The 20,866-nt window shown below is 72.3% G+C and carries 17 protein-coding genes and 1 rRNA gene; 10 read left to right on the top strand and 8 right to left on the bottom strand.

Features of this window, described 5'->3' with window-relative positions:
- Nucleotides 1-138 precede the first annotated feature (138 nt).
- Nucleotides 139-585: an Rv3235 family protein gene (locus tag ACFYYJ_RS27710; RefSeq protein ID WP_389136369.1), complete on the top strand. Its 447-nt coding sequence runs from the start codon at nucleotides 139-141 to the stop codon at nucleotides 583-585.
- A gap of 481 nt (nucleotides 586-1,066) precedes the next feature.
- Here ACFYYJ_RS27710 and secA read toward each other — a convergent pair whose 3' ends face one another.
- Entirely contained in the window at nucleotides 1,067-3,868 is a 2,802-nt protein-coding gene (secA, locus tag ACFYYJ_RS27705) for a preprotein translocase subunit SecA (RefSeq protein ID WP_385364403.1), read from the bottom strand.
- Nucleotides 3,869-4,107: 239 nt separating this feature from the next.
- Between secA and ACFYYJ_RS27700 the strand changes: the two genes are divergently transcribed.
- The 3 genes from ACFYYJ_RS27700 to ACFYYJ_RS27690 are packed head-to-tail and all read left to right on the top strand — an operon-like array spanning nucleotide 4,108 to nucleotide 6,483.
- The gene (locus ACFYYJ_RS27700; protein ID WP_389136365.1) at nucleotides 4,108-4,692 is read left to right on the top strand and encodes a GNAT family N-acetyltransferase; all 585 of its coding nucleotides are present in this window, start codon (nucleotides 4,108-4,110) and stop codon (nucleotides 4,690-4,692) included.
- A 20-nt stretch (nucleotides 4,693-4,712) separates the two neighbouring features.
- The gene (locus ACFYYJ_RS27695; protein ID WP_385131654.1) at nucleotides 4,713-5,294 is read left to right on the top strand and encodes a GNAT family N-acetyltransferase; all 582 of its coding nucleotides are present in this window, start codon (nucleotides 4,713-4,715) and stop codon (nucleotides 5,292-5,294) included.
- A 10-nt stretch (nucleotides 5,295-5,304) separates the two neighbouring features.
- Nucleotides 5,305-6,483 carry a winged helix-turn-helix domain-containing protein gene (locus ACFYYJ_RS27690; RefSeq protein ID WP_389136362.1) on the top strand — a complete coding sequence of 393 codons (1,179 nt, stop codon included), beginning with the start codon at nucleotides 5,305-5,307 and terminating at the stop codon, nucleotides 6,481-6,483.
- Nucleotide 6,484: 1 nt separating this feature from the next.
- Here ACFYYJ_RS27690 and ACFYYJ_RS27685 read toward each other — a convergent pair whose 3' ends face one another.
- From ACFYYJ_RS27685 to mtrA, 6 genes are all read right to left on the bottom strand, one after another.
- Nucleotides 6,485-7,243, bottom strand: coding sequence for a response regulator (locus tag ACFYYJ_RS27685; RefSeq protein WP_389136359.1), 759 nt, complete (start codon nucleotides 7,241-7,243; stop codon nucleotides 6,485-6,487).
- A 190-nt stretch (nucleotides 7,244-7,433) separates the two neighbouring features.
- On the bottom strand, nucleotides 7,434-8,129 hold the full coding sequence (gene hpf / locus ACFYYJ_RS27680; protein WP_385364405.1) for a ribosome hibernation-promoting factor, HPF/YfiA family: 696 nt from the start codon (nucleotides 8,127-8,129) through the stop codon (nucleotides 7,434-7,436).
- A 313-nt stretch (nucleotides 8,130-8,442) separates the two neighbouring features.
- Entirely contained in the window at nucleotides 8,443-9,195 is a 753-nt protein-coding gene (locus ACFYYJ_RS27675) for a ComF family protein (protein WP_385364399.1), read from the bottom strand.
- An 86-nt stretch (nucleotides 9,196-9,281) separates the two neighbouring features.
- Nucleotides 9,282-11,120 (bottom strand): LpqB family beta-propeller domain-containing protein, encoded by a 1,839-nt coding sequence (locus ACFYYJ_RS27670; protein ID WP_385131663.1) that lies wholly within the window; start codon nucleotides 11,118-11,120, stop codon nucleotides 9,282-9,284.
- Nucleotides 11,110-13,059, bottom strand: a complete 1,950-nt coding sequence (gene mtrB / locus ACFYYJ_RS27665; protein ID WP_385131665.1) for an MtrAB system histidine kinase MtrB — start codon at nucleotides 13,057-13,059, stop codon at nucleotides 11,110-11,112. Before mtrB ends, ACFYYJ_RS27670 begins: the two co-directional genes overlap by 11 nt.
- 1 nt (nucleotide 13,060) lies before the next feature.
- The gene (gene mtrA / locus ACFYYJ_RS27660; RefSeq protein ID WP_189828951.1) at nucleotides 13,061-13,750 is read right to left on the bottom strand and encodes a two-component system response regulator MtrA; all 690 of its coding nucleotides are present in this window, start codon (nucleotides 13,748-13,750) and stop codon (nucleotides 13,061-13,063) included.
- Nucleotides 13,751-13,985: 235 nt separating this feature from the next.
- On the opposite strand from mtrA, the gene ACFYYJ_RS27655 reads away from it, so the two are divergent.
- From ACFYYJ_RS27655 to ACFYYJ_RS27630, 6 genes are read left to right on the top strand one after another with little or no spacing between them, the layout of a single operon-like run.
- Entirely contained in the window at nucleotides 13,986-15,188 is a 1,203-nt protein-coding gene (locus ACFYYJ_RS27655) for a glycerophosphoryl diester phosphodiesterase membrane domain-containing protein (protein ID WP_389136352.1), read from the top strand.
- A gap of 7 nt (nucleotides 15,189-15,195) precedes the next feature.
- Nucleotides 15,196-15,861 (top strand): DUF4129 domain-containing protein, encoded by a 666-nt coding sequence (locus tag ACFYYJ_RS27650; protein WP_385364393.1) that lies wholly within the window; start codon nucleotides 15,196-15,198, stop codon nucleotides 15,859-15,861.
- The gene (locus ACFYYJ_RS27645) at nucleotides 15,858-17,567 is read left to right on the top strand and encodes a DUF4350 domain-containing protein (RefSeq protein ID WP_389136349.1); all 1,710 of its coding nucleotides are present in this window, start codon (nucleotides 15,858-15,860) and stop codon (nucleotides 17,565-17,567) included. Before ACFYYJ_RS27650 ends, ACFYYJ_RS27645 begins: the two co-directional genes overlap by 4 nt.
- On the top strand, nucleotides 17,564-18,562 hold the full coding sequence (locus ACFYYJ_RS27640; protein ID WP_385131676.1) for an AAA family ATPase: 999 nt from the start codon (nucleotides 17,564-17,566) through the stop codon (nucleotides 18,560-18,562). Before ACFYYJ_RS27645 ends, ACFYYJ_RS27640 begins: the two co-directional genes overlap by 4 nt.
- Entirely contained in the window at nucleotides 18,562-19,875 is a 1,314-nt protein-coding gene (locus ACFYYJ_RS27635; RefSeq protein ID WP_389136345.1) for a DUF58 domain-containing protein, read from the top strand. Before ACFYYJ_RS27640 ends, ACFYYJ_RS27635 begins: the two co-directional genes overlap by 1 nt.
- Nucleotides 19,876-19,922: 47 nt before the next feature.
- Nucleotides 19,923-20,519: a Uma2 family endonuclease gene (locus ACFYYJ_RS27630; protein WP_385364387.1), complete on the top strand. Its 597-nt coding sequence runs from the start codon at nucleotides 19,923-19,925 to the stop codon at nucleotides 20,517-20,519.
- 88 nt (nucleotides 20,520-20,607) lie between these two features.
- Here ACFYYJ_RS27630 and rrf read toward each other — a convergent pair.
- Nucleotides 20,608-20,724: ribosomal RNA gene (gene rrf / locus ACFYYJ_RS27625) — 5S ribosomal RNA — on the bottom strand.
- Nucleotides 20,725-20,866: the final 142 nt, after the last annotated feature.

Genomic DNA, 20,866 nt, shown 5'->3' with positions numbered 1-20,866 from the left:
ACTCGGATAGGTGAACCACCCCCGGAGGCCACCCAAACGGTCCGGGCGATTGCGGAACGTGATCGGCACTGTAGAAGATCCCCATCAAGTTACCGCCCGGTACTCGGCCCGGGCCCGGCCTGATGGGGGCAGACCGCCATGGACACCACGCTGCGCACGACGATCGGCGGGGAGGCCGCCCGCCGCCGCCCCGGGGCCCGGAGCCGTACCCGCCCTGCGGGCCGCAGCGACCAGCGCCGCCCCGCGCGCACCGTACGGCTCGGCCCGCACCACTGGTTCGCCGATCGGCTGCTCGCGGTGGTCAGCGGCCGCCGCCCGGTCCACTCGCTCCTCGGCCACACCGTCGGCCCCGCCTACGAGCAGCTGATCACCCTGGCCCCGGCGGACCACCTCCGCGCCCGCCTCAGCCCGGTGATCCGCCAGTGCGGCCGCTTCACCCCGGGGCCGGGCGTCATCGAGGCCTTCGCCCGCATCGCGACGGGCGACCGCGTCACGGCGATGGCGTTCCGCCTCGAACAGGGCCCGGACCTCCGCTGGCGCTGCGCGGCGGTAGAACTCCAGGGCCCGGGCCGCGACGTCCCCTGAGAGCGGGTGCGGCGCCGCCGCTGGAAACGCCCTGCGGGCGCACTTCACGGCCTGCGGCCAGAACGCAGCCCCGCCGGCGTTTGAGGCGCCGCCGGAGGCAGATCCAGCCCGTCCGGCGTTTGAGGACCGGGGGTCCGGGGGCAGCGCCCCCCGGCAGCGGTGCCGCAGCCGAAGGGGGACACGACGCGGCCGGGGGGGGGGCCCCCCCCCCGGGGGGGGGGCCCCCCCCCCCCCCCCCCCCCCCCCCCCCCGGGGGCGGCGGGGGGGGGGGGCCCCCCCCCGCCCGCCCCCGCCCCCCCCCCCCCCCCCCCCCCCGCGGGCCCCGCGCCGCCGGGCGCGGGGGGGCGGGGGGGGGGGGGCCCCCCCCCCCCCCCCCCCCGGCAGCGGTGCCGCAGCCGAAGGGGGACACGACGCGGCCGGGGCCGGACACCACCGATGTGGTGTCCGGCCCCGGCCGACGAACGCGACGACCCCGCAGGGGTCACTTCTTGCGGCGGCGCCCACCAGAGGCCTTGGCCGCCTTCCGCCGCTCCGCCCGCGTCAGCCCGTCACCCGAGCCATCGGAATCGGCGTCGCCGAAGTCGCCCTCGACGACCCCGCCCTCCCCGTCCACCGTCGGCGCGGAGAAGTGCAGCCGGTCCGGCCGCTGCGGAGCGTCCAGCCCCTTCGCCCGGATCTCCGGACGCGCCGCCGGCACCGGCTCCTTCGTCAGCGAAGGCGCCGCGTCCTGCACCGGGACCTCCTCGACCTGCTGCTCGACCTGGACCTCCAGGTTGAACAGGTAGCCGACGGACTCCTCCTTGATGCCCTCCTGCATGGCGTTGAACATGTCGAAGCCCTCGCGCTGGTACTCGACCAGCGGGTCCTTCTGGGCCATCGCCCGCAGGCCGATGCCCTCCTGCAGGTAGTCCATCTCGTACAGGTGCTCACGCCACTTGCGGTCCAGCACCGACAGCACCACGCGCCGCTCCAGCTCACGCATGATGTCGGAGCCGAGCGCCTTCTCGCGCGCCGCGTACTGCTCGTGGATGTCGTCCTTGACGGACTCCGCGATGAACTCGGCGGTGATGCCCGCGCGGTCGCCCGCCGCGTCCTCCAGCTCGTCGATGGTGACCTTCACCGGGTAGAGCTGCTTGAAGGCGCCCCACAGGCGCTCCAGGTCCCACTCCTCGGCGAAGCCCTCGACCGTCTCGGCTGCGATGTACGCGTCGATCGTGTCGTCCATCATGAAGCGGACCTGGTCCTGGAGGTCCTCGCCCTCCAGGACGCGGCGGCGCTCGCGGTAGATGACCTCACGCTGGCTGTTGAGGACCTCGTCGTACTTCAGGACGTTCTTGCGCGTCTCGAAGTTCTGGGTCTCGACCTGCGACTGGGCCGACGCGATCGCGCGCGTCACCATCTTGTTCTCGATCGGCACGTCGTCCGGCACGTTGGCCATGGCCATGACGCGCTCGACCATCTGGGCCTTGAACAGGCGCATCAGGTCGTCGCCCAGCGACAGGTAGAAGCGGGACTCGCCCGGGTCGCCCTGTCGGCCGGAGCGGCCGCGCAGCTGGTTGTCGATACGGCGCGACTCGTGACGCTCGGTGCCCAGCACGTACAGCCCGCCGAGGTCCTTGACGTCCTCGAACTCGGCCTTCACGGCGGCCTCGGCCCGGGTGAGCGCCGCGGGGAGGGCGTGCGCCCACTCCTCGATGTGCTCCTCCGGGTCCAGGCCCTGCTGGCGCAGCTCGGCCTCGGCGAGGTCGTCCGGGTTGCCGCCGAGCTTGATGTCGGTACCGCGGCCGGCCATGTTCGTGGCGACGGTGACGGCGCCGCGGCGGCCGGCCTGGGCGACGATCACGGCCTCGCGCTCGTGCTGCTTGGCGTTGAGGACCTCGTGCGGGATGCCGCGCTTGGACAGCTGCTGGGAGAGGTACTCGGACTTCTCGACCGACGTCGTACCGACGAGGATCGGCTGGCCCTTCTCGTGCTTCTCCGCGATGTCGTCGACGACGGCGGCGAACTTGGCGACCTCGGTGCGGTAGATCAGGTCGGCCTGGTCCACGCGCTGCATCGGCCGGTTCGTCGGGATCGGGACGACGCCGAGCTTGTAGATCTGGTGGAACTCGGCGGCCTCGGTCATGGCCGTACCGGTCATGCCCGACAGCTTCGAGTACAGGCGGAAGAAGTTCTGCAGGGTGATCGTGGCGAGGGTCTGGTTCTCGTCCTTGATGTCCACCCCTTCCTTCGCCTCGATCGCCTGGTGCATGCCCTCGTTGTAGCGGCGACCGGCGAGGATACGGCCGGTGTGCTCGTCGACGATCATGACTTCGCCGTCGATGACGACGTAGTCCTTGTCCTTCTTGAACAGTTCCTTCGCCTTGATGGCGTTGTTCAGGTAGCCGACGAGCGGGGTGTTCACCGACTCGTAGAGGTTCTCGATGCCGAGCCAGTCCTCGACCTTGGCGACACCGGCCTCATGGATGCCGACGGTGCGCTTCTTCTCGTCGACCTCGTAGTCGCCGGTCTCCTCGATGCCCTTGAGCGGCTGACCGGCCTCGCCCTTGGTCAGGCGGGTGACGAGCTTGGCGAAGTCCGCGTACCACTTCGTGGCCTGGTCCGCCGGACCGGAGATGATCAGCGGGGTGCGGGCCTCGTCGACGAGGATCGAGTCGACCTCGTCGACCACGGCGAAGTTGTGGCCGCGCTGGACGAGCTCGTCCTGCGACCAGGCCATGTTGTCGCGCAGGTAGTCGAAGCCGAACTCGTTGTTCGTGCCGTAGGTGATGTCGCAGGCGTACTGCTCGCGGCGCTGCGCCGGCGACATGTTCGCCAGGATGCAGCCGATGGACAGGCCCAGGAACTTGTGGACGCGGCCCATCATCTCGGAGTCGCGCTCGGCCAGGTAGTCGTTCACCGTGATCAGGTGGACGCCCTCGCCGGACAGCGCGTTCAGGTAGGCGGGCAGCGTGCCGACGAGGGTCTTGCCCTCACCGGTCTTCATCTCGGCCACGTAGCCGAGGTGCAGCGCCGCGCCACCCATGATCTGCACGTCGTAGTGACGCTGGCCGAGCACGCGCTTCGCGGCCTCGCGCACCGTCGCGAAGGCCTCGGGCAGCAGGTCGTCCAGGCTCTCGCCGTCCTGGTAACGCTGCTTGTACTCGTCAGTGAGCGCCCGCAACTCGGCGTCGGAGAGGTTGACGAAGTCCTCTTCGATGGAGTTGACCTGGTCCGCGATGCGGTGCAGTTTGCGCAGGATCTTGCCTTCGCCTGCACGCATGAGCTTGTTGAAGACGGACACCGAGGTTTGTCTCCTTGCCGGTCGGGCCTGGGCACTGTACGTACACGGGCACGGCAGGTGGGCCCCACCGTAACGGCCATCGTAAGCGAGGACGTGGTCGCGCCGGGAGGTCCGCCGTAGCCGCGAGGGCGCGGGTGCCCGTATTGAGAACGTACGGGTGACACGGAAGGTGCCGCTTCCCCCGCGAGATTCCCGAAAAGTGTTCGCCCGGCGACACGCGATGGCAGCAGAATCCGCTCATGGAGCCCACGACACTGACCACGGACCGGCTCGACCTGCGGCCGTTCGCCCCCGCCGACGAGGACGAGGTGTACGCGGCCGTCCAGGACCCGGACATCCAGCGCTGGACGATGGTGCCCTCCCCGTACGCGCGCGAGCACGCCCGCGCCTTCGTCGGCGAGCTGGTGCCGAACGGCTGGCGCGACGACTCGGGCTACTCCTTCGCCGTCCGCCTCGGCGAGGGCGGCCCGCTGGTCGCCGCCGTCGGCGTCCACGTCCACGAGGCCTTCGGGGAGAAGTCGTACGAGATCGGCTACTGGGCGACCAAGGAGCACCGCGGCCACGGCTACATGACCGAGGCCGTCACCGGCGTCGCCCGCTGGGCCTTCACCGAGCTGGGCGCCGTACGCCTGGAGTGGCGCGCCGAAGTCGGCAACGCCGGCTCGCGGGCCGTCGCCGAGAAGGCGGGCTTCCGCTTCGAGGGGCTCCTGCGGGCCTCCCTGCACCGCTCCGGCACCGTCCGCGACTCCTGGGTGGGCGCCCTGCTCCCCTCGGACCTCGGCCTGGCCCCCGCACTGCCCTACCTGCCGTCGGCCGCCGGCTAGACCCGGAGGAATCACAGGTCATGGAGCCGATCACGCTGCGCACCGACCGCCTCGTGCTGCGCCCCCACGTCCCCGGGGACGCGGCCGAGGTGCACGCCGCCTGCCAGGACCCCGAGATCCAGCGCTGGATCTCGGTGCCCGTCCCCTACGAGCCCGCGCACGCGCAGACGTACGTGACGCGGAGCGTCCCGACCGGGTGGCGCGAGGACACCGCGTACGACTTCGCCGTCCGGCTCGGGGCGGACGGGCCGCTCGTCGCCACGCTCGCCGTGCACAAGACGGGCGCGTACACCCACGAGATCGGGTACTGGACCGTCGCCGGTCACCGGGGCCGCGGCTACATGACCGAGGCACTGCGGGCCGTCGCCCGCTGGGCGTTCACCGAGGCGGGAGTCGTACGGCTGGTCTGGCGCGCCGGGGTCGGCAACGACGGCTCCCGGGCCGTCGCCGAGCGGGCGGGATTCCTGATCGAGGGCGTCCAGCGCGCCGGCATGGAACACGACGGCGCACTGCTGGACTGCTGGGCCGGCGCGCTGCTCCCGTCCGACCTCGGCCTGCCCTCCCGGCTCCCGTACGAGCCCGCTGTCAGTGGCGCCGCCTAGGCTTCGGCGCATGACCAGCCTGCCGCCGCCGACCCTGTCCCTCTCCGCCGACGAGGCCCGCCGGATCGCGCTGCGCGCGCAGGGCTTCCTCGGGGCGCCCGACCGCCGCGGCGGGGTCCGCGGCGTCCTGCGCCACCTGGGCGCCGTGCAGCTCGACACCATCTCCGTCCTGGCCCGCTCGCACGAGTTGATCCCGTACGCGCGCCTGGGCGCCGTCGGCCGGGACACGGTCGAGAAGGCGTACTGGTCGGACAGCCACGCCTTCGAATACTGGTCGCACGCGGCCTGCATCCTGCCCATCGAGGAATGGCCGCATTTCGCCTTCCGACGCCGTGCCCGCCGGGCCCGCGGCCACCGCTGGCACGTCCTCCAGGACAAGGAACGCTCGACGAAGGCGGTCCTGGACCGTCTGAAGGCCGACGGCCCGCTGACCTCCACGGAGCTCGGCGGCGCCAAGAACGGCGGCGAGTGGTTCGAATGGTCCGAGACCAAGATCGCGGTGGAGTGGCTGCTCGACACCGGCGAGGTGGTGTGCAGCGAGCGCCGGGGGTGGAAGCGGGTGTACGACCTGCCCGAGCGCGCCGTCCCCGACGCCCTGCTCCACGACGACCTCGACGACCGCGAGTGCCTGCGCCGCCTCGTCGCGCTGGCCGGGCAGTCCCTCGGCGTCGGCACCCGCGCCGACATCGCGGACTACCACCGACTGAAGGGCGAGGAGTTCGACTCGGTGGTCGCGGATTCCGGGCTGGTCCCCGTCGAGGTGGAGGGCTGGGGGAAGCCGGCCTGGGCCGACCCGGCCGCGCTGACCACCGTCCCCCGGGGCCGCCACCGCACCACGCTGCTCTCGCCGTTCGACTCCCTGGTGTGGGACCGGCCGCGCACGGAACGGATCTTCGGCTTCACCCACCGCCTGGAGGCGTACGTCCCCAAGCCCAAGCGGATACACGGGTACTTCGCGATGCCGCTGCTGGCGGGCGGCCTGCTCCAGGGCCGTGTCGACCCGGCCCGCGAAGGCCGCACCCTGGTGGCCCGGCAGCTCTCCCTGACCACGCCCAAGGCGGCCCCCGCCATGGCGCAGGCCCTGCGGGAGGCCGCGGAGTGGGTGGGCTGCGACACGGTCCGCGTGGAGCGCGCCGCCACCCCCGGGGAGGCGGCGGCCGTCTCGGCGGAACTGGCCGCGCTCCGGTAGGTCAGCGGATTTCGAGGATCTTCTCCCGCATCGCGTAGACCACGGCCTCCATCCTGGAGTGCAGCTGCAGCTTCTCCAGGATGTTGCGGACGTGGTTCTTCACGGTGTTCTCGGAGATGAACAACTCCTTGGCGATGTCCCGGTTGTTCATGCCGGTGGCGACCAGCTTCAGGACCTCCAGCTCCCGGTCCGTCAGCCTCGGCGCCGGCACCAGCCGGCGCTCGTCGGTCCGCTGGATCATCGACTTGAACTCGGTGAGCAGCTTCGACGCCATCGACGGGCTGATCTGCGACTGCCCGTCCGCGACCGCGCGGATCGCCGTCGCCACCTCGTCCGTCGAGATCTCCTTCAGGAGGTACCCGGTCGCGCCCGCCTTGATCGCGTCGTAGAGGTCGGCCTCCTCGTCGCTGATCGTCAGCATGATGATCTTCGCGGAGGGTGCCACCTCCTTGATCGAGGTGCACGCCTCGATCCCGCCGCGCCTGGGCATCCGCACGTCCATCAGCACGATGTCCGGCAGCAGATCGGCCGCCTTGTCCACGGCCTCCGCGCCGTCCCCGGCCTCGCCGACGACCTGGATGTCCTCCTCATGCGCGAGGACGATCTCCAGCCCCCGCCGGAACAGTGCGTGGTCGTCGACCACGAGCACCCGGATGGGTTCCCCGCCCCGCGAACCGGCCGCTTCCCCCGAAGCCGCCCCGTCCGCGTCACGACAGTCCGCGCCGCCGTCACCGCGTACCGGCCCGAAGCTGTCCGCCATCGTTCCTCCCCCTGCATGTGCCCAACCGCCGGACCAACCGGACGAACACCGCCATCGGTTGACTGACCGCCATGATTCCATGCCGGCACCACGACACGGGGGCGTACGACGGCCAGGCATGGCGCATACCCGTCGCACAGGTGCCCCTGCGGACGCGTGAGCGAACCGCAGGGGCAACGAATGGTCGGTGTCAGCCGCCGAGCGCGCCGCCGGCGCCGCCTCGCGGTTCCTCCGAGCTGGAGGCTCCGTCGGGGTTCACGTGGATGACGCCGTAGTCGTAGGCATGACGGCGGTAGACGACGCTGGGCAGCTTGGTCTCGGCGTCGACGAACAGATAAAAGTCGTGGCCGACCAGTTCCATCTCGTAAAGGGCCTGGTCGAGCGACATGGGTGCGGCCGAGTGGGTCTTCTCGCGGACGATGAGGGGGCCTTCGCCCTGCACCTCGATGGATCCGATCCGGGTGATCGGCACCCCGTCCGTCTTCTCCTCGCCGACCGGCTGGCCACTGCCGTTGAGTGTTGCGGCACCCGGTACGACGTCGGCGACCTCCGCCGCCGAGAGACGTCCGTTGCCGCGGCGCGTGTAGCGCTTGTCGTGCTGCTTGCGCAGCCGGGCCTCCAGCTTGTCCTGAGCCAGGTCCAGCGCCGCGTACGGGTCGGTGGCCGCAGCCTCGGCACGGATCACCGGGCCCCGCGTGCGGAGGGTGATCTCCACGCGGTCGGAACGGTCGGCCTGACGCGGGTTGTGCTCCTTGGACACCTCGACGTCCACGCTGATCACCTTGCCGTCGTACTTGGTGATCCGCTCAGGATTCAGCTTCTCGGCCACGTGCTTGCGGAACCGCTCGGGCACTTCGGTCTTACGGCCCTTGACGACGATGTCCACGCAGAACTCCGTTCCCGGATAGCTCCGCCTCATGGGGCGAAGCGTCTCCCTTTCGCACCAGGCTCCGGTGAAGGCCGGAGCCACGGACTTGGCGACTTCCACCTCCTCCTCCCCCATCGGCAAGATCTACACCCCACCGACTTCGGAGTCGAGAGACCGCGATGCGTGGGCCCAAGGCTCGCCAGTCCTTACAACCGAACATATCCCTCTATGACGGTTGTCGGCACCCGCTACCGGGACGTTTGTCCGATCCCGTCACTGATCTCTCTTACTACCTGCAACGATGGGCCTTCCCCAGCAGTTCCAAATGTATTCACGAGACTTTTGGTCTCTTCGAGTAGCCGGAGGTCGCGGCGACCACGGCGGCCCTCGGAACACCTCCCGTCACCCCCGGCCCCGCCGCGCGCAGGGCCCTGGCCGCCTCCGCCAGAGTGGCCCCGGTCGTGACGAGGTCGTCGACCAGTACGACGGCCGCGCCCGCCACCGCCCGCACCCCGTCCCGGCGCACCTCCAGCGCCCCCGCGAGGTTCTCCCGGCGCTGCCCGGCCCCCAGCCCCGCCTGGTCAGCCACCGCCCGCCTCAGCCGCAGTACGGGAGCCACGCGCGCGGGCACACCGGCCCGCCGCAGGCGCCCCGCCGCGGCCAGCGCGATCCTGCGCGCCGGATCCTGCCCGCGCGCCCGAACCCGCCGCCGTGCCGAGGGGACGGGCACCAGGACCAGCTCCCCCTCCCCGGAAGCCTCGCCGGACCCCGCCCAGGACCCCGCCCCGGGCCCTGCTCCGCCCGCCAGGACCGCTGCCGCCAGGGCGCGGCCCAGCGCCCCGGCCAGCGGCAGCGCCCCGCGCTCCTTGTGCGCCAGCAGCACCGCCCGTACGGGACCCTCGTAGACGGCGGCCGCGTGCACCACCGGCAGCCCCTCGGGCGCCGGCGAGGGCCGTACGAGCCCCGCCCCGGCCCCGCTCAGCGCCTCCCGGCAGCGGGCGCACAGCAGCACCCTGGCGGCGCCGCAGCCCGCGCAGTCGTCCGGCAGGACCAGCCCGGCCAGCTCCTGCCACCACCCCCGCATGGCTCCACCCTGCCGGACCCCGCCCGCGCCCGCCACCCCTGTGGACGACCACGAAAAAGGCAGGTCGGACGCGGTCCGGAGCTCGATCAGCCCGGGTACACCGGAGCCTGGCCGCCGGCCGCCACCGTGCGCCACTGCGCCCCCGGCGGCAGCCACACGATGCCGTCACTGGAGTAGCCCACCACCGGCTTCGGCTTCGCCTCCTCCTCCGAGACGGCCACCGCGACCGACTCCAGCCCGGTGGCCCCGGGCAGGCTCGCCGCGACCATCGAACCGTCGGCCAGCATGTAGCGGGCCTGCACGACCCCGCGGCTCTCCCGGCCCACGACCAGCAGCCGGCCGCGCGGCGCCCAGCTCATCGCCGTCACGTCCGCCATCTGCGGGGCCGCCGGGCGCAGCTCGCGCACCGACACCGACTCCGCGTTCGTCTTCGCGTCGGGCCGCTCGATCCGCCCCACCCACAGCGTCCTGCGGGCGTTCTCCTCCAGGAGCAACGCGATCCGCACCCCGTCGGCGGAAGCCTTCAGCGCGGTGATCTTCCGGTCACCGAGCCCCGCGACCTGTACCTTCTCCGGGGTCCCGACCCCGCCCGGCACCCGCCACAGCCCGAGGTGCTGCGGATCCCGGTCCGCGACCCACAGATCGCCCGCCGCGTCCCAGCTGGGCGCGGTCAGGGTGTCCGACGCCTTGGCCCCCTTGCTGGTGACCACCGGCACCTGCGGCATGGGACCGACCCCGGACATCTGCACCACGTACAGGCCGTGCCCGTCCGCCGAGACCACGGCCGCGCGCCTCTCGTCGTACGTCACCGCGGCCGAGCTCACCGTGAAGGGGGCGGGGGTGCTCAGCGGCCCCGGCACCGGCTCGGCCTTCGGCTGCTGGTCCTCGCTCGCGACGTCGAGCTTCATGCGGACCAGCCGCTTCTCGCTGTCGACGAAGTACTGGTACTCGGGGGCCCTGGGCCGCCCGGCGATCGTGGCCGCCGTCGAGTCGTTCACCGAGCACAGCGAGGACTTGCCGTCGGAGCGCAGCAGTTCGACCTGTTCGAGCCGAGAGCCCGTCAGGTCCTTGACTGAGTACAGGAGTTGGGTGGCCATCTTCTTGCACTGCGGCTGCGTGACGTTCTCCGCCTTCTCGTTGAGCGGCACGCGCAGCGTGTTCTGGCCGTCGTACGAAAGGGACTTGGTGCCCTCGCGCAGTTCCGTGCCCGTCGGGAAGCTGGACTGGACGACCGGACCGAGCCAGTTGGAGGGCCCGGAGAGCAGAGACTGCACGGTCTGCGTGGTCGGGTCCATGCGCGAGTCCGGGTCGGCGCGCTGGCGCACGTAGACGGGGTCGGCGACGAGCGCGCTGCCCGCGAAATAGTACTTGTTGACGGGCATGTAGATGCGCTGGAAGTCGGACTCGCTGAGCACGAGGCTCTGGGGCGGGTTCACGATCCGCCACTGCTTGTTCTCCTGGACGAGCTGGAGGACCCACTCGTACTTCGGGCCGCCGGTCTCCGGCTGGTAGGCGCTGCGCTCGTCGACGGTCGCGAGCTTCTCGCCGGTCACCTTCCAGCGGGGCCCGTCGGGGTCCTTGTCACCGGTGACGAGCGAGCGGCCGAGACCGGACTTGAGCACGGTGACGGTGGAGCCCGGCTTCCAGCTCTTCGCGGCGTCCTCGGTGAGGTACTTGCGGGCCGTCTCCAGCTGCGGGTCGTCGCTGGTCATGGCCTCCAGGAAGCCCTTGACGATCTCGTCCGCGCCGGCCTTGTCCGCGGGCGGCACGCCGAACACCCGCACCTGCGAGTCGACCCCCTGCGAGCCCTGCACGGAGCGGATCTCCCCGTGGGTGGGCATCGAGGCGCAGCCGGCCAGCAGCAGGGCGGCCCCACCGAGGGCGCATGCCCGTACGATGCGCGCGCTCGTGGGCTCAGCGTCCATCGGGTCCGTCCTCCATCTCCACCTGCTCGGCAGGGGCGTCTTCGGCGGGCCGGGCCACGACGCGGGCCCCGTTCCCCGGCAGGGCGGTCGGATCGGCCGGTACGGGCATCGCCCCGGCCATCGGCGACCTGGGCGGGATCGCCGACCGGTCGCCGCCCTCGGCGGGCCGTGCGGGCGCCGCGCTGCCGGCCGCCTCGGCGGCGGCCCTGGCCCGGTTGGCCCGGGAGTCCTCGGGCTCCAGCGGGATCGGCGACCCGCGCAGCGGCTCGTCCGCGGTGCGCGGCAGGGTCAGGCGGAACTGCGACCCGCCACCCGGCTCGCCCCACGCCTGGAGCCAGCCGCCGTGCAGCCGGGCGTCCTCGACGGCGATGGACAGGCCGAGGCCGGTACCGCCGGTCGTGCGGGCCCGCGCCGGGTCGGCCCGCCAGAAGCGGTTGAAGACGCGGGTGGCCTCGCCGGGCTTGAGTCCGACGCCGTAGTCCCGTACGGCCACGGCGACGGCCCCGCCCGCGGACGCGAGCCGGACCACCACGTCGCGGCCCTCGCCGTGCTCCACGGCGTTGACGACGAGGTTGCGCAGCACCCGCTCCACGCGCCGGGCGTCGGCCTCGGCGATGACGGGCTGGGTGTCCCCGAGGACCCGGATCCGGGTGCCCTTGTGCTCGGCCAGCGGTTCGGCGCCGTCGATGACGCGGCGCACGACGTCCCGCAGGTCGATGGGCTCGGCCTGGAGGTCGGCGGCGCCGGCGTCGAAGCGGCTGATCTCCAGCAGGTCCGCGAGCAGCGACTCGAAGCGGTCGAGCTGCCCCGCGAGGAGCTCCGCCGAGCGCGCGGTCACGGGGTCGAAGTCGACGCGGGCGTCGTGGATGACGTCGGCGGCCATCCGCACGGTCGTCAGCGGGGTGCGCAGCTCGTGCGAGACGTCCGAGACGAAGCGGCGCTGCATCCGGGAGAGGTCCTCCAGCTGCTGGATCTTGAGCTGGAGGTTCTGGGCCATCTTGTTGAAGGCCTCGCCCAGGCGCGCGATGTCGTCCTCGCCGGTGACCTTCATCCGCTCCTGGAGCTGCCCGGCCGAGAGCCGTTCGGCGATCCCGGCGGCCATCCGCACCGGCGTCACGACCTGCCGCACGACGAGCCAGGCGATACCGCTGAGCAGTACGACGACGAACAGGCCGGCGGTGGCGATCGTGCTCTTGACCAGGGTGAGGGACTCCTCCTCCTGCGTCAGCGGGAAGAGGTAGTACAGGTCGTACGGGTCCCCGTTGATGTCCGTGAGCCGCTTGCCGACGACCAGCGCCGGCTCCGGGGCCTTCTGCCCGGTCCCGCTGGTGTAGCGGATCTGCGAGAAGGTCTTGAAGGTGCCGGTGCCGCGGTTGACGGCCCGCCGCAGGGACAGCGGGACGCTCGCGGTCGGGTCCACGTTGCCGGAGGCCCGGGCGCCCTTGACGCCCTGCGCGTTCGGCAGGGCCTGCTCACCGGTACCCGCGCCGAGCGCGACGACCTCGAAGGCGGTCTGGCCGCCACTGGCGAGCTGCTTGACGAGCGAGTTCATCCAGGTGCTGGCGTCCCGTCCGACCTTGATGTCGGCGTCGGGCCCGTCCACGGTCGCGGGGGCGTTGGCCTTCTCCTGTGCGACCGCGAACCCTCCGGCGGCCTGGCTCTGCGCCGCCTCCTCCTTCGCGTCGAGGAGGCCCTTGTTCACCTGCGCGATGACCACGAAGCCGAGCGCGAGGACCACGGAGAGCGAGATCAGCAGGGTGGCGGCGACCACCCGCAGCTGGATGTTGCGCCGCCACAGCCGGACAGCCGGAAGCAGCGGCCGGCGTACGAGGCGTACGCACAGCCGCAGCAGCGGACCGCCGGGCGCCCCGTCCTGGAGCAGCCTGCCGCCCCGCAGCGCTCCCCACCGGGAACCGCTCCGGGCCTTGCCGGACTGCACGTCAGCTCGGTCCGGCCTTGTAGCCGACACCGCGCACCGTCACGACGATCTCGGGGCGCTCGGGATCCTTCTCGACCTTGGAGCGCAGTCGCTGCACGTGCACGTTGACCAGGCGGGTGTCCGCCGCGTGCCGGTAGCCCCAGACCTGCTCCAGCAGCACCTCGCGGGTGAAGACCTGCCAGGGCTTGCGGGCGAGCGCGACCAGCAGGTCGAACTCGAGCGGGGTCAGGGCGATGGAGGCACCCTCCCGCTTGACCGAGTGCCCGGCCACGTCGATGACCAGGTCACCGATGGCCAGCTGCTCCGGCGCCGGCTCCTCCGACCGGCGCAGGCGGGCCCGGATGCGGGCCACCAGCTCCTTCGGCTTGAACGGCTTGACGATGTAGTCGTCGGCCCCGGACTCCAGGCCCACGACCACGTCCACCGTGTCGCTCTTGGCGGTGAGCATGACGATAGGCACGCCCGACTCCGCCCGGATCAGGCGGCAGACCTCTATGCCGTCCCGACCCGGAAGCATCAGGTCGAGCAGCACCAGGTCCGGCTTCGCCTCCCGGAAGGCAGCGAGTGCCTTGTCACCGTCCGCTACGAACGACGGCTCAAAACCTTCTCCACGCAGCACAATGCCGAGCATCTCGGCCAGCGCGGTGTCGTCGTCGACGACGAGGACGCGTCCCTTCATGGTTGACATCATCCCATTAGCTAATCGTTACCCGGCGGTGAGCTGTCCCACAGCCAAAAGGGCTGGAAATCGCCCCTCGGACCTGCGTGGAGATCAGGTCGACCAGTCTGCCCCGGATCCGGGTGACAATTGAAGGTACGGGCTGCCGGAGATCCGGGGGGACGGCCGGTCCGTTCGTGGACCCCACGTGGCACGATGGCAGCCGACCAGCGCCCCCGCCACAGCAGGTGCACGCGAAGGAGCGACGATGAACGACTCACCGGGCTGGGCCACGCCCGGGTCCTCCCCCTCCGACGGCGAGCGCCCCGGAACCCCGGCCGAGCAGCCTCCGGCGCAGCCGGCCGACGCACCGAAGTGGTCCGCCGAGCAGCCGCCGCCCGGCCAGTGGCAGAGCCCCGCCCCGGGCCAGAACCCGCCGCCGCAGCCCCAGCAGCCCCAGCCGGGCCCGGGCTGGGGCGCGTACGGCGGCCAGTACGGCCATCCGGGCGGCCCCGGCCAGTGGGGCCCGCCCCCCGCCGCCAAGCCCGGAGTGATCCCCCTGCGCCCCCTGAGCGTCGGCGAGATCCTCGACGGCGCGGTCGCCACCATGCGCGCCCACTGGCGCTCGGTCCTGCCGATCACCCTGGTCGTGGCCACCGTGGTCGAGGTCGTCAGCATGCTCATCCAGAAATACGCGCTGGAAGACCTCATGCTCTCCATGGACCGGGGCAACATCACGCCCGAGCAGCTGATCAGCAGCCTCGGCGGCACCTTCTCGGTGACTGCGGCGGCCTGGTTCCTGCAGTTCATCGGGACGATCATCGTCACCGCGATGCTCACGATGATCTTCAGCAAGGCGGTGCTCGGTCAGCACTCCTCGATCTCCGGAGCCTGGCGCGACGCCCGCCCGCAGCTGCTGCGTCTGGCCGGCCTCACCCTGCTGATGGCCGTCGGCGCGATCCTTCTCTTCGCCGTTCTTCTCGTGCCCGCGCTCCTCGCCCGAAGCATCGGCCTGGCCGCCCTGGCAGGGTTCGTCTGCATCGGTCTGTTCATCTGGCTCGGGATCAAGCTGATCCTGGCCTCGCCCGCCCTGATGCTGGAGAGGGGCACCGTCTTCAAATCCTTCGCCCGCTCCTCCAAGCTCGTCAACGGCTCCTGGTGGCGGATCTTCGGCATCACCGCGCTCACCTGGATCATCGTCGCCATCTTCGGGGCGATCATCCTCTTCCCGCTGCAGATGATCGGCTTCTCCGTCTTCGGCGGCGGCCTCGGCTCCATGCAGGACCCCGCCGCCGCGCTCGCCTGGGGACCGCTCATCCTCACCGCCATCGGCACGATCATCGCGCAGGCCGTGGTCATGCCGATCCAGTCCGGCGTCACCGTCCTCCTCTACGTCGACCAGCGCATCCGCCGCGAGGGCCTGGACCTGGAGCTCGCCCGCGCGGCAGGCGTCGAGAACTACGGAGGCTGACCCGCAGATGATGAGTACGGGGGGCCTCATCACCGCCGCGGCCGCGGCCACACCACCGGTCACGACACCGCGCGACCCCGCCCGTGAGGCGGCCGAACGCGAACTGTCCAAGCCGCTCTACCACCAGAACGACCCGAGCCTGCTCGACCGCGCCCTGCGCAAGTTCTTCGACTGGCTCGGCGACCTGTTCGGCTCCGCCTCCGGGGCGTCCCCCGGAGGCGGCTTCGGCCTGTTCGCCATCATCGTCCTGGTCGTCCTGGCCGTCGGAGCCCTGTGGTGGCGCCTGGGCGCCCCCCGCCGCACGGCCACCTCCACCAGCGCCCTCTTCGACGACGGCATACGCAGCGCAGCCGACCACCGCACGGCCGCCGAGGCCCACGCCGCCGCCGGCCGCTGGACCGAAGCCGTACAAGAACGCATGCGCGCCGTCGTCCGCTCCCTGGAGGAACGCACCCTCCTCGACCCCCGCCCGGGCCGCACCGCCGACGAGGCCGCCGCCGAAGCCTCCGTCTCCCTCCCGGACCACACCGCCGAGCTGCGCGCGGCGGCCCGCGTCTTCGACGACGTCACCTACGGCGGCCGCACCGCCGACGCCGACACCTACGCCCGCCTGAGCGCCCTCGACACCACCCTGACCCGTACCAAGCCCCTCCTGACGGGACCCACCGCATGACCCCGCCCAACGAGCCCCCGGCCGAGGTCAACGCAACCCCCGAGGAGACGGGTCCCCACACCCCGCCGAACACCACAACCCCCACTTCCGGCCCTGCCGGGAAGGTCCCGGGGCACCCCCGCACGACGCAGGACGCGACCACCGCTCCCCCATCCGCCCCCTGGCCTGGTCCGACACCCGAGGAGCCCCCCCGGCACACCCCCGGCCCCACCGGATCCGCGCCCAGCGGCCCGCACACCCCCGGCCCCGCCCCAACCCCGCCCACCGGGCCGCAGGCACCCGCCACCACCCCCGCCGCAACCCCGGCCACCGGGCCGCAGGCCCCCGCCGGCACCACGCCGCCCAGCGGGCCGCACACACCCAGCGCGCCGCAGGCACCCGCCACCGCCACCGCCCCCGCCCCAACCCCGCCCACCGGGCCGCAGGCCCCCGCCGGCACCACGCCGCCCAGCGGGCCGCACACACCCAGCGCGCCGCAGGCACCCGCCACCGCCCCCGCCCCAACCCCGCCCACCGGGCCGCAGCCCACCCCGCCGAGCCGGCCGCAGGCCACCCGCCGGGCCCGCCGGATCCGCACCGGCCTCGTCGTCCTCGGCGTGCTCGCCGCAGGCGTCACCGTGCTCGCCGCCCTGAGCTCCGGCACCCGCCACGGCCTCCTCGACCCCCGCTCCGCCGACCCCTACGGCAGCCGCGCCGTCTCCGAGCTGCTCAAGGAGCGCGGCGTCAGCACCCGCGTCGTCACGACCGCCCGCGAGGCCGCCGCCGCGACCGGCCCCCGCACCACCCTCCTGGTCACCGACCCCGACCGGCTCGGCGCCACCCAGCGCCGCAAGATCGCCTGGGCCTCCGACCTTTCCGGCGGCCGCACCATCCTCATAGGACCCACGAGCCACTCCCTCACCGAGCTCGCATACGGCGTCCACACCAAGGGCGACGCCGACCCGAAGACCCTCGCCCCCGACTGCGCCTTCCCCGCCGCCACCACCGCCGGCCGCGCCGGCCTCGGCGACGGCCTGCGCTACACCACCTCCGACGCCCGGGCCATCGCCTGCTACCCCTCCGACGGCCACCCCACCCTCCTCGTCCTCCCCACGGGAACCACCGGCGGAGACACCGTCGTCCTCGGCACCGGCAGCATCCTCCTCAACCAGAACCTCGCCGACGAAGGCAACGCCTCCCTCGCCCTCCAACTCCTCGGCTCCCGCCCGGACCTCGTCTGGTACATGCCGACCCTGGAGGACTCCGACGCCGACAGCCGAGCCGCTGGCGAGCGCCCGGACTTCCTCGACCTCATCCCCGCCGGCTGGTCCTGGGCCCTGCTCCAGCTCTTCGTCGCAGCCGCGCTCGCCGCCCTCTGGCGCGCCCGCCGGCTCGGCCCCCTCGTCACCGAGAAGCTCCCCGTCGTCATCCGCGCCTCCGAGGCCACCGAGGGCCGCGCCCGCCTGTACCGCAAGGCCCGCGCCCGCGACCGCGCCGCCACCGTGCTGCGCGCCGCCGCCCGCGAACGCCTCGCCGCCCTCACCGGCGTCGCGCACACCCAGGCCCACGACCCCGCCGCCCTCGCCCCGGCGGTCTCCGCCCGCCTCACCGGCGGCACGCAGGACGTGACCGGCCTGCTCTTCGGCCCCACACCCTCCGACGACGCGGCACTCGTCGCGCTCGCCGACCACCTCGACGCCCTCGAAAGAGAGGTCCGTACGTCATGACGTACCCGGCCACCGATTCCGCGGCCCCGGCCCCGTCCCCGGCCGCCGACAGCGCCCGCGCTTCCCTCGAAGCGCTCCGCACCGAGATCGGCAAGGCCGTCGTCGGCCAGGACTCGGCCGTGACGGGCCTGGTCGTCGCCCTCCTCTGCCGCGGCCACGTCCTCCTCGAAGGCGTCCCCGGCGTCGCCAAGACCCTCCTCGTGCGGGCCCTCGCCGCCTCCCTCGAACTCGACACCAAGCGCGTCCAGTTCACCCCCGACCTGATGCCGAGCGATGTCACCGGCTCCCTCGTCTACGACGCCCGCACCGCCGAGTTCTCCTTCCAGAACGGCCCGGTCTTCACCAACCTCCTCCTCGCGGACGAGATCAACCGCACGCCCCCCAAGACCCAGTCCTCGCTCCTCGAAGCGATGGAGGAACGCCAGGTCACGGTCGACGGCACCCCGCGTCCCCTTCCCGAGCCCTTCCTCGTCGCCGCCACCATGAACCCGGTCGAGTACGAGGGCACGTACCCCCTCCCGGAAGCCCAGCTGGACCGCTTCCTCCTCAAGCTCACCGTCCCGCTCCCCTCCCGCCAGGACGAGATCGGCGTACTGACCCGGCACGCCGCCGGCTTCAACCCCCGCGACCTGCACGCCGCCGGCGTCCGCCCCGTCGCGGGACCCGCCGAGCTCGAAGCCGCCCGCGAGGCCATCACCCACGTCACCGTCTCCCCGGAGATCGCCGGGTACGTCGTCGACATCTGCCGCGCCACCCGCGAATCGCCGTCCCTCACCCTCGGCGTCTCCCCCCGCGGCGCGACCGCCCTGCTGGCCACCGCCCGCGCCTGGGCCTGGCTCACCGGACGCGACTACGTCACCCCCGACGACGTGAAGGCCCTCGCCCTCCCGACCCTGCGCCACCGCGTCCAGCTGCGCCCGGAAGCCGAGATGGAAGGCGTCACCGCGGACTCGATCATCACCGCGATCCTCACCCACGTCCCCGTTCCGCGCTGATGGCGGCCCTCACCGGACGCGCCGCCCTGCTGGCGGCCCTCGGCAGCATCCCCGTCGGCATCCTCGAACCGAGCTGGACGGGGATGCTCGCGGTCAACGCCCCGCTCGCGCTGGCCTGCGCGGTCGACTACGCCCTCGCGGCGCCCGTCCGCCCGCTCCTCCTCACCCGCTCGGGCGACACCTCGGTCCGCCTGGGCGAGGCGGCGGACGTCCACCTCACCCTCACGAACCCGGGCACCCGCACGCTCCGTGCCCGCATCCGCGACGCCTGGCCCCCCAGCAGCTGGGTCCCCGGCACGGAGGGCCCGGCGTCCCGCCACGCCCTGACCGTCCCGTCGGGGGAACGCCGCAGGCTCACCACCCGCCTGCGACCCACCCGCCGCGGCGACCGCCAGGCCGACCGCGTCACGATCCGCTCGTACGGTCCCCTGGGCCTGCTCGCCCGTCAGGGCTCCCACCGCGTCCCCTGGACCGTCCGCGTCCTGCCGCCCTTCACGAGCCGCAAGCACCTCCCCTCGCGGCTGGCCCGCCTGCGCGAACTCGACGGCCGCACCAGCGTCCTGACGCGCGGTGAGGGCACGGAGTTCGACAGCCTGCGCGACTACGTCCCGGGAGACGACACCCGCTCCATCGACTGGCGCGCCACCGCCCGCCAGAACAAGGTGGCCGTCCGCACCTGGCGCCCCGAACGCGACCGGCACATCCTGATCTGCCTGGACACCGGCCGCACCTCGGCGGGCCGCGTCGGCGACGCCCCCCGCCTCGACTCCGCCATGGACGCGGCCCTGCTCCTCGCCGCCCTGGCCACCCGCGCCGGCGACCGCGTGGACCTCCTGGCCCACGACCGCCGCCCCCGCGCCCAGGTCCAGGGCCGGGCGGCCGCCGACGTCCTCCCGTCCTTCGTCAACGCGATGGCCACCCTCGAACCGGAACTGGTCGAGACGGACTCCCGCACCATGGTCTCCACCATCCTCCGCAGCGCCCCGCGCCGCTCCCTGGTGGTCCTCCTGACGAGCCTGGACGCGGCCCCGGTGGAAGAGGGCCTGCTCCCGCTCCTCCCCCAGCTCACGGCCCGCCACACGGTCCTACTGGCCTCCGTCGCCGACCCCCACGTCGCCGCCATGACCGCCGCCCGCGGTGACGCCGACGCGGTCTACGAGGCCGCCGCCGGCACCCAGTCCCAGTCCCAGCGCCGCCGCACCGCGGACCAGCTCACCCGCCACGGCGTCCACGTGGTCGACGCCACCCCGGACACCCTGGCCCCCGCCCTGTCCGACGCCTACCTGGCCCTGAAGGCCGCGGGCCGCCTCTAGAAGTCGTCCGACTGGCTACTCTGGCAGGGCACCTACCAGGAGGACACATGGCCGACTTCACCCCTGAGCAGATGCGCCGCCTGCACGACTTCGCGGAGCAGCTCGCGGAGCTGGCCGAGCACCACGAGGACCAGTGGAGGGTCCAGACCACCGAGGGCCAGATCTTCCTCACCATGATGAGCCCGACAGCCCCCCACGGGCTCAACGTGGTGCGGTTGCGTCGGCAGATCGAGGCCCAGACCCCAGAGGTCATGGCCCTCAACGACACGAACATGGGCGATCCCGAAACCGGCCTGACCAAGGTCCCCGATCTCATGGTCATCGCCGAGGAGGACACCGACGACACCGCGAAGGTCGTCAACTCCCGCGATGTCCTGCTGGTGGTCGAGGTCGTCTCACGTACGAACTCACTCACCGACATCCGTGACAAGTTGCACGACTACCCGCGGATGGGTGTCCCCCTGTATGTCGTCGTCGACCCCCGCAAGGACAAGAAGACCGTCACGGTGCACAGCGACCCCTCATCAGGACCCGACGGCATCCGCTATCGCAAGGCGGTCCCCTACGCCTTCGGCGACACCGTCACCGCCGGCCGCTGGACCCTCGACACAAGCAGCCTCAAGAGCTACCCCGCCGACTGGTGATCAGCCGCAGGGGCCGACTCGCCCTGAAATCGGCCGTGAACGCAGAAAAGCCCCGCACCAGAAGGTGCGGGGCTTTCCCACAATGATTGTTCGGCGGCGTCCTACTCTCCCACAGGGTCCCCCCTGCAGTACCATCGGCGCTGAAAGGCTTAGCTTCCGGGTTCGGAATGTAACCGGGCGTTTCCCTAACGCTATGACCACCGAAACACTATGAAATTTGAACGCTGGTGTGTAATCACAGCCGTTCGTTATTTCAGAACTAACACAGTGGACGCGAGCAACTGAGGACAAGCCCTCGGCCTATTAGTACCAGTCAGCTTCACCCGTTACCGGGCTTCCACATCTGG

Source organism: Streptomyces sp. NPDC002467 (genome assembly GCF_042889825.1).
Taxonomy (GTDB): domain Bacteria; phylum Actinomycetota; class Actinomycetes; order Streptomycetales; family Streptomycetaceae; genus Streptomyces.
The sequence above is the reverse complement of the archived record's forward strand: the minus strand, read 5'-3'. Positions and strand labels throughout refer to the sequence as shown.

Excerpts from the sequence above, each read along its gene's own strand:
- ACFYYJ_RS27695 (WP_385131654.1), top strand. The coding sequence starts at position 4,713 with ATGGAGCCGATCACGCTGCGCACCGACCGCCTCGTGCTGCGCCCCCAC.
- ACFYYJ_RS27690 (WP_389136362.1), top strand. The coding sequence starts at position 5,305 with ATGACCAGCCTGCCGCCGCCGACCCTGTCCCTCTCCGCCGACGAGGCC.
- ACFYYJ_RS27655 (WP_389136352.1), top strand. The coding sequence starts at position 13,986 with ATGAACGACTCACCGGGCTGGGCCACGCCCGGGTCCTCCCCCTCCGAC.
- ACFYYJ_RS27710 (WP_389136369.1), top strand. The coding sequence starts at position 139 with ATGGACACCACGCTGCGCACGACGATCGGCGGGGAGGCCGCCCGCCGC.
- ACFYYJ_RS27675 (WP_385364399.1), bottom strand. The coding sequence starts at position 9,195 with ATGCGGGGGTGGTGGCAGGAGCTGGCCGGGCTGGTCCTGCCGGACGAC.
- ACFYYJ_RS27630 (WP_385364387.1), top strand. The coding sequence starts at position 19,923 with ATGGCCGACTTCACCCCTGAGCAGATGCGCCGCCTGCACGACTTCGCG.
- ACFYYJ_RS27640 (WP_385131676.1), top strand. The coding sequence starts at position 17,564 with ATGACGTACCCGGCCACCGATTCCGCGGCCCCGGCCCCGTCCCCGGCC.
- ACFYYJ_RS27685 (WP_389136359.1), bottom strand. The coding sequence starts at position 7,243 with ATGGCGGACAGCTTCGGGCCGGTACGCGGTGACGGCGGCGCGGACTGT.
- ACFYYJ_RS27645 (WP_389136349.1), top strand. The coding sequence starts at position 15,858 with ATGACCCCGCCCAACGAGCCCCCGGCCGAGGTCAACGCAACCCCCGAG.
- ACFYYJ_RS27650 (WP_385364393.1), top strand. The coding sequence starts at position 15,196 with ATGATGAGTACGGGGGGCCTCATCACCGCCGCGGCCGCGGCCACACCA.
- ACFYYJ_RS27635 (WP_389136345.1), top strand. The coding sequence starts at position 18,562 with ATGGCGGCCCTCACCGGACGCGCCGCCCTGCTGGCGGCCCTCGGCAGC.
- ACFYYJ_RS27700 (WP_389136365.1), top strand. The coding sequence starts at position 4,108 with ATGGAGCCCACGACACTGACCACGGACCGGCTCGACCTGCGGCCGTTC.
- ACFYYJ_RS27670 (WP_385131663.1), bottom strand. The coding sequence starts at position 11,120 with ATGGACGCTGAGCCCACGAGCGCGCGCATCGTACGGGCATGCGCCCTC.
- mtrA (WP_189828951.1), bottom strand. The coding sequence starts at position 13,750 with ATGATGTCAACCATGAAGGGACGCGTCCTCGTCGTCGACGACGACACC.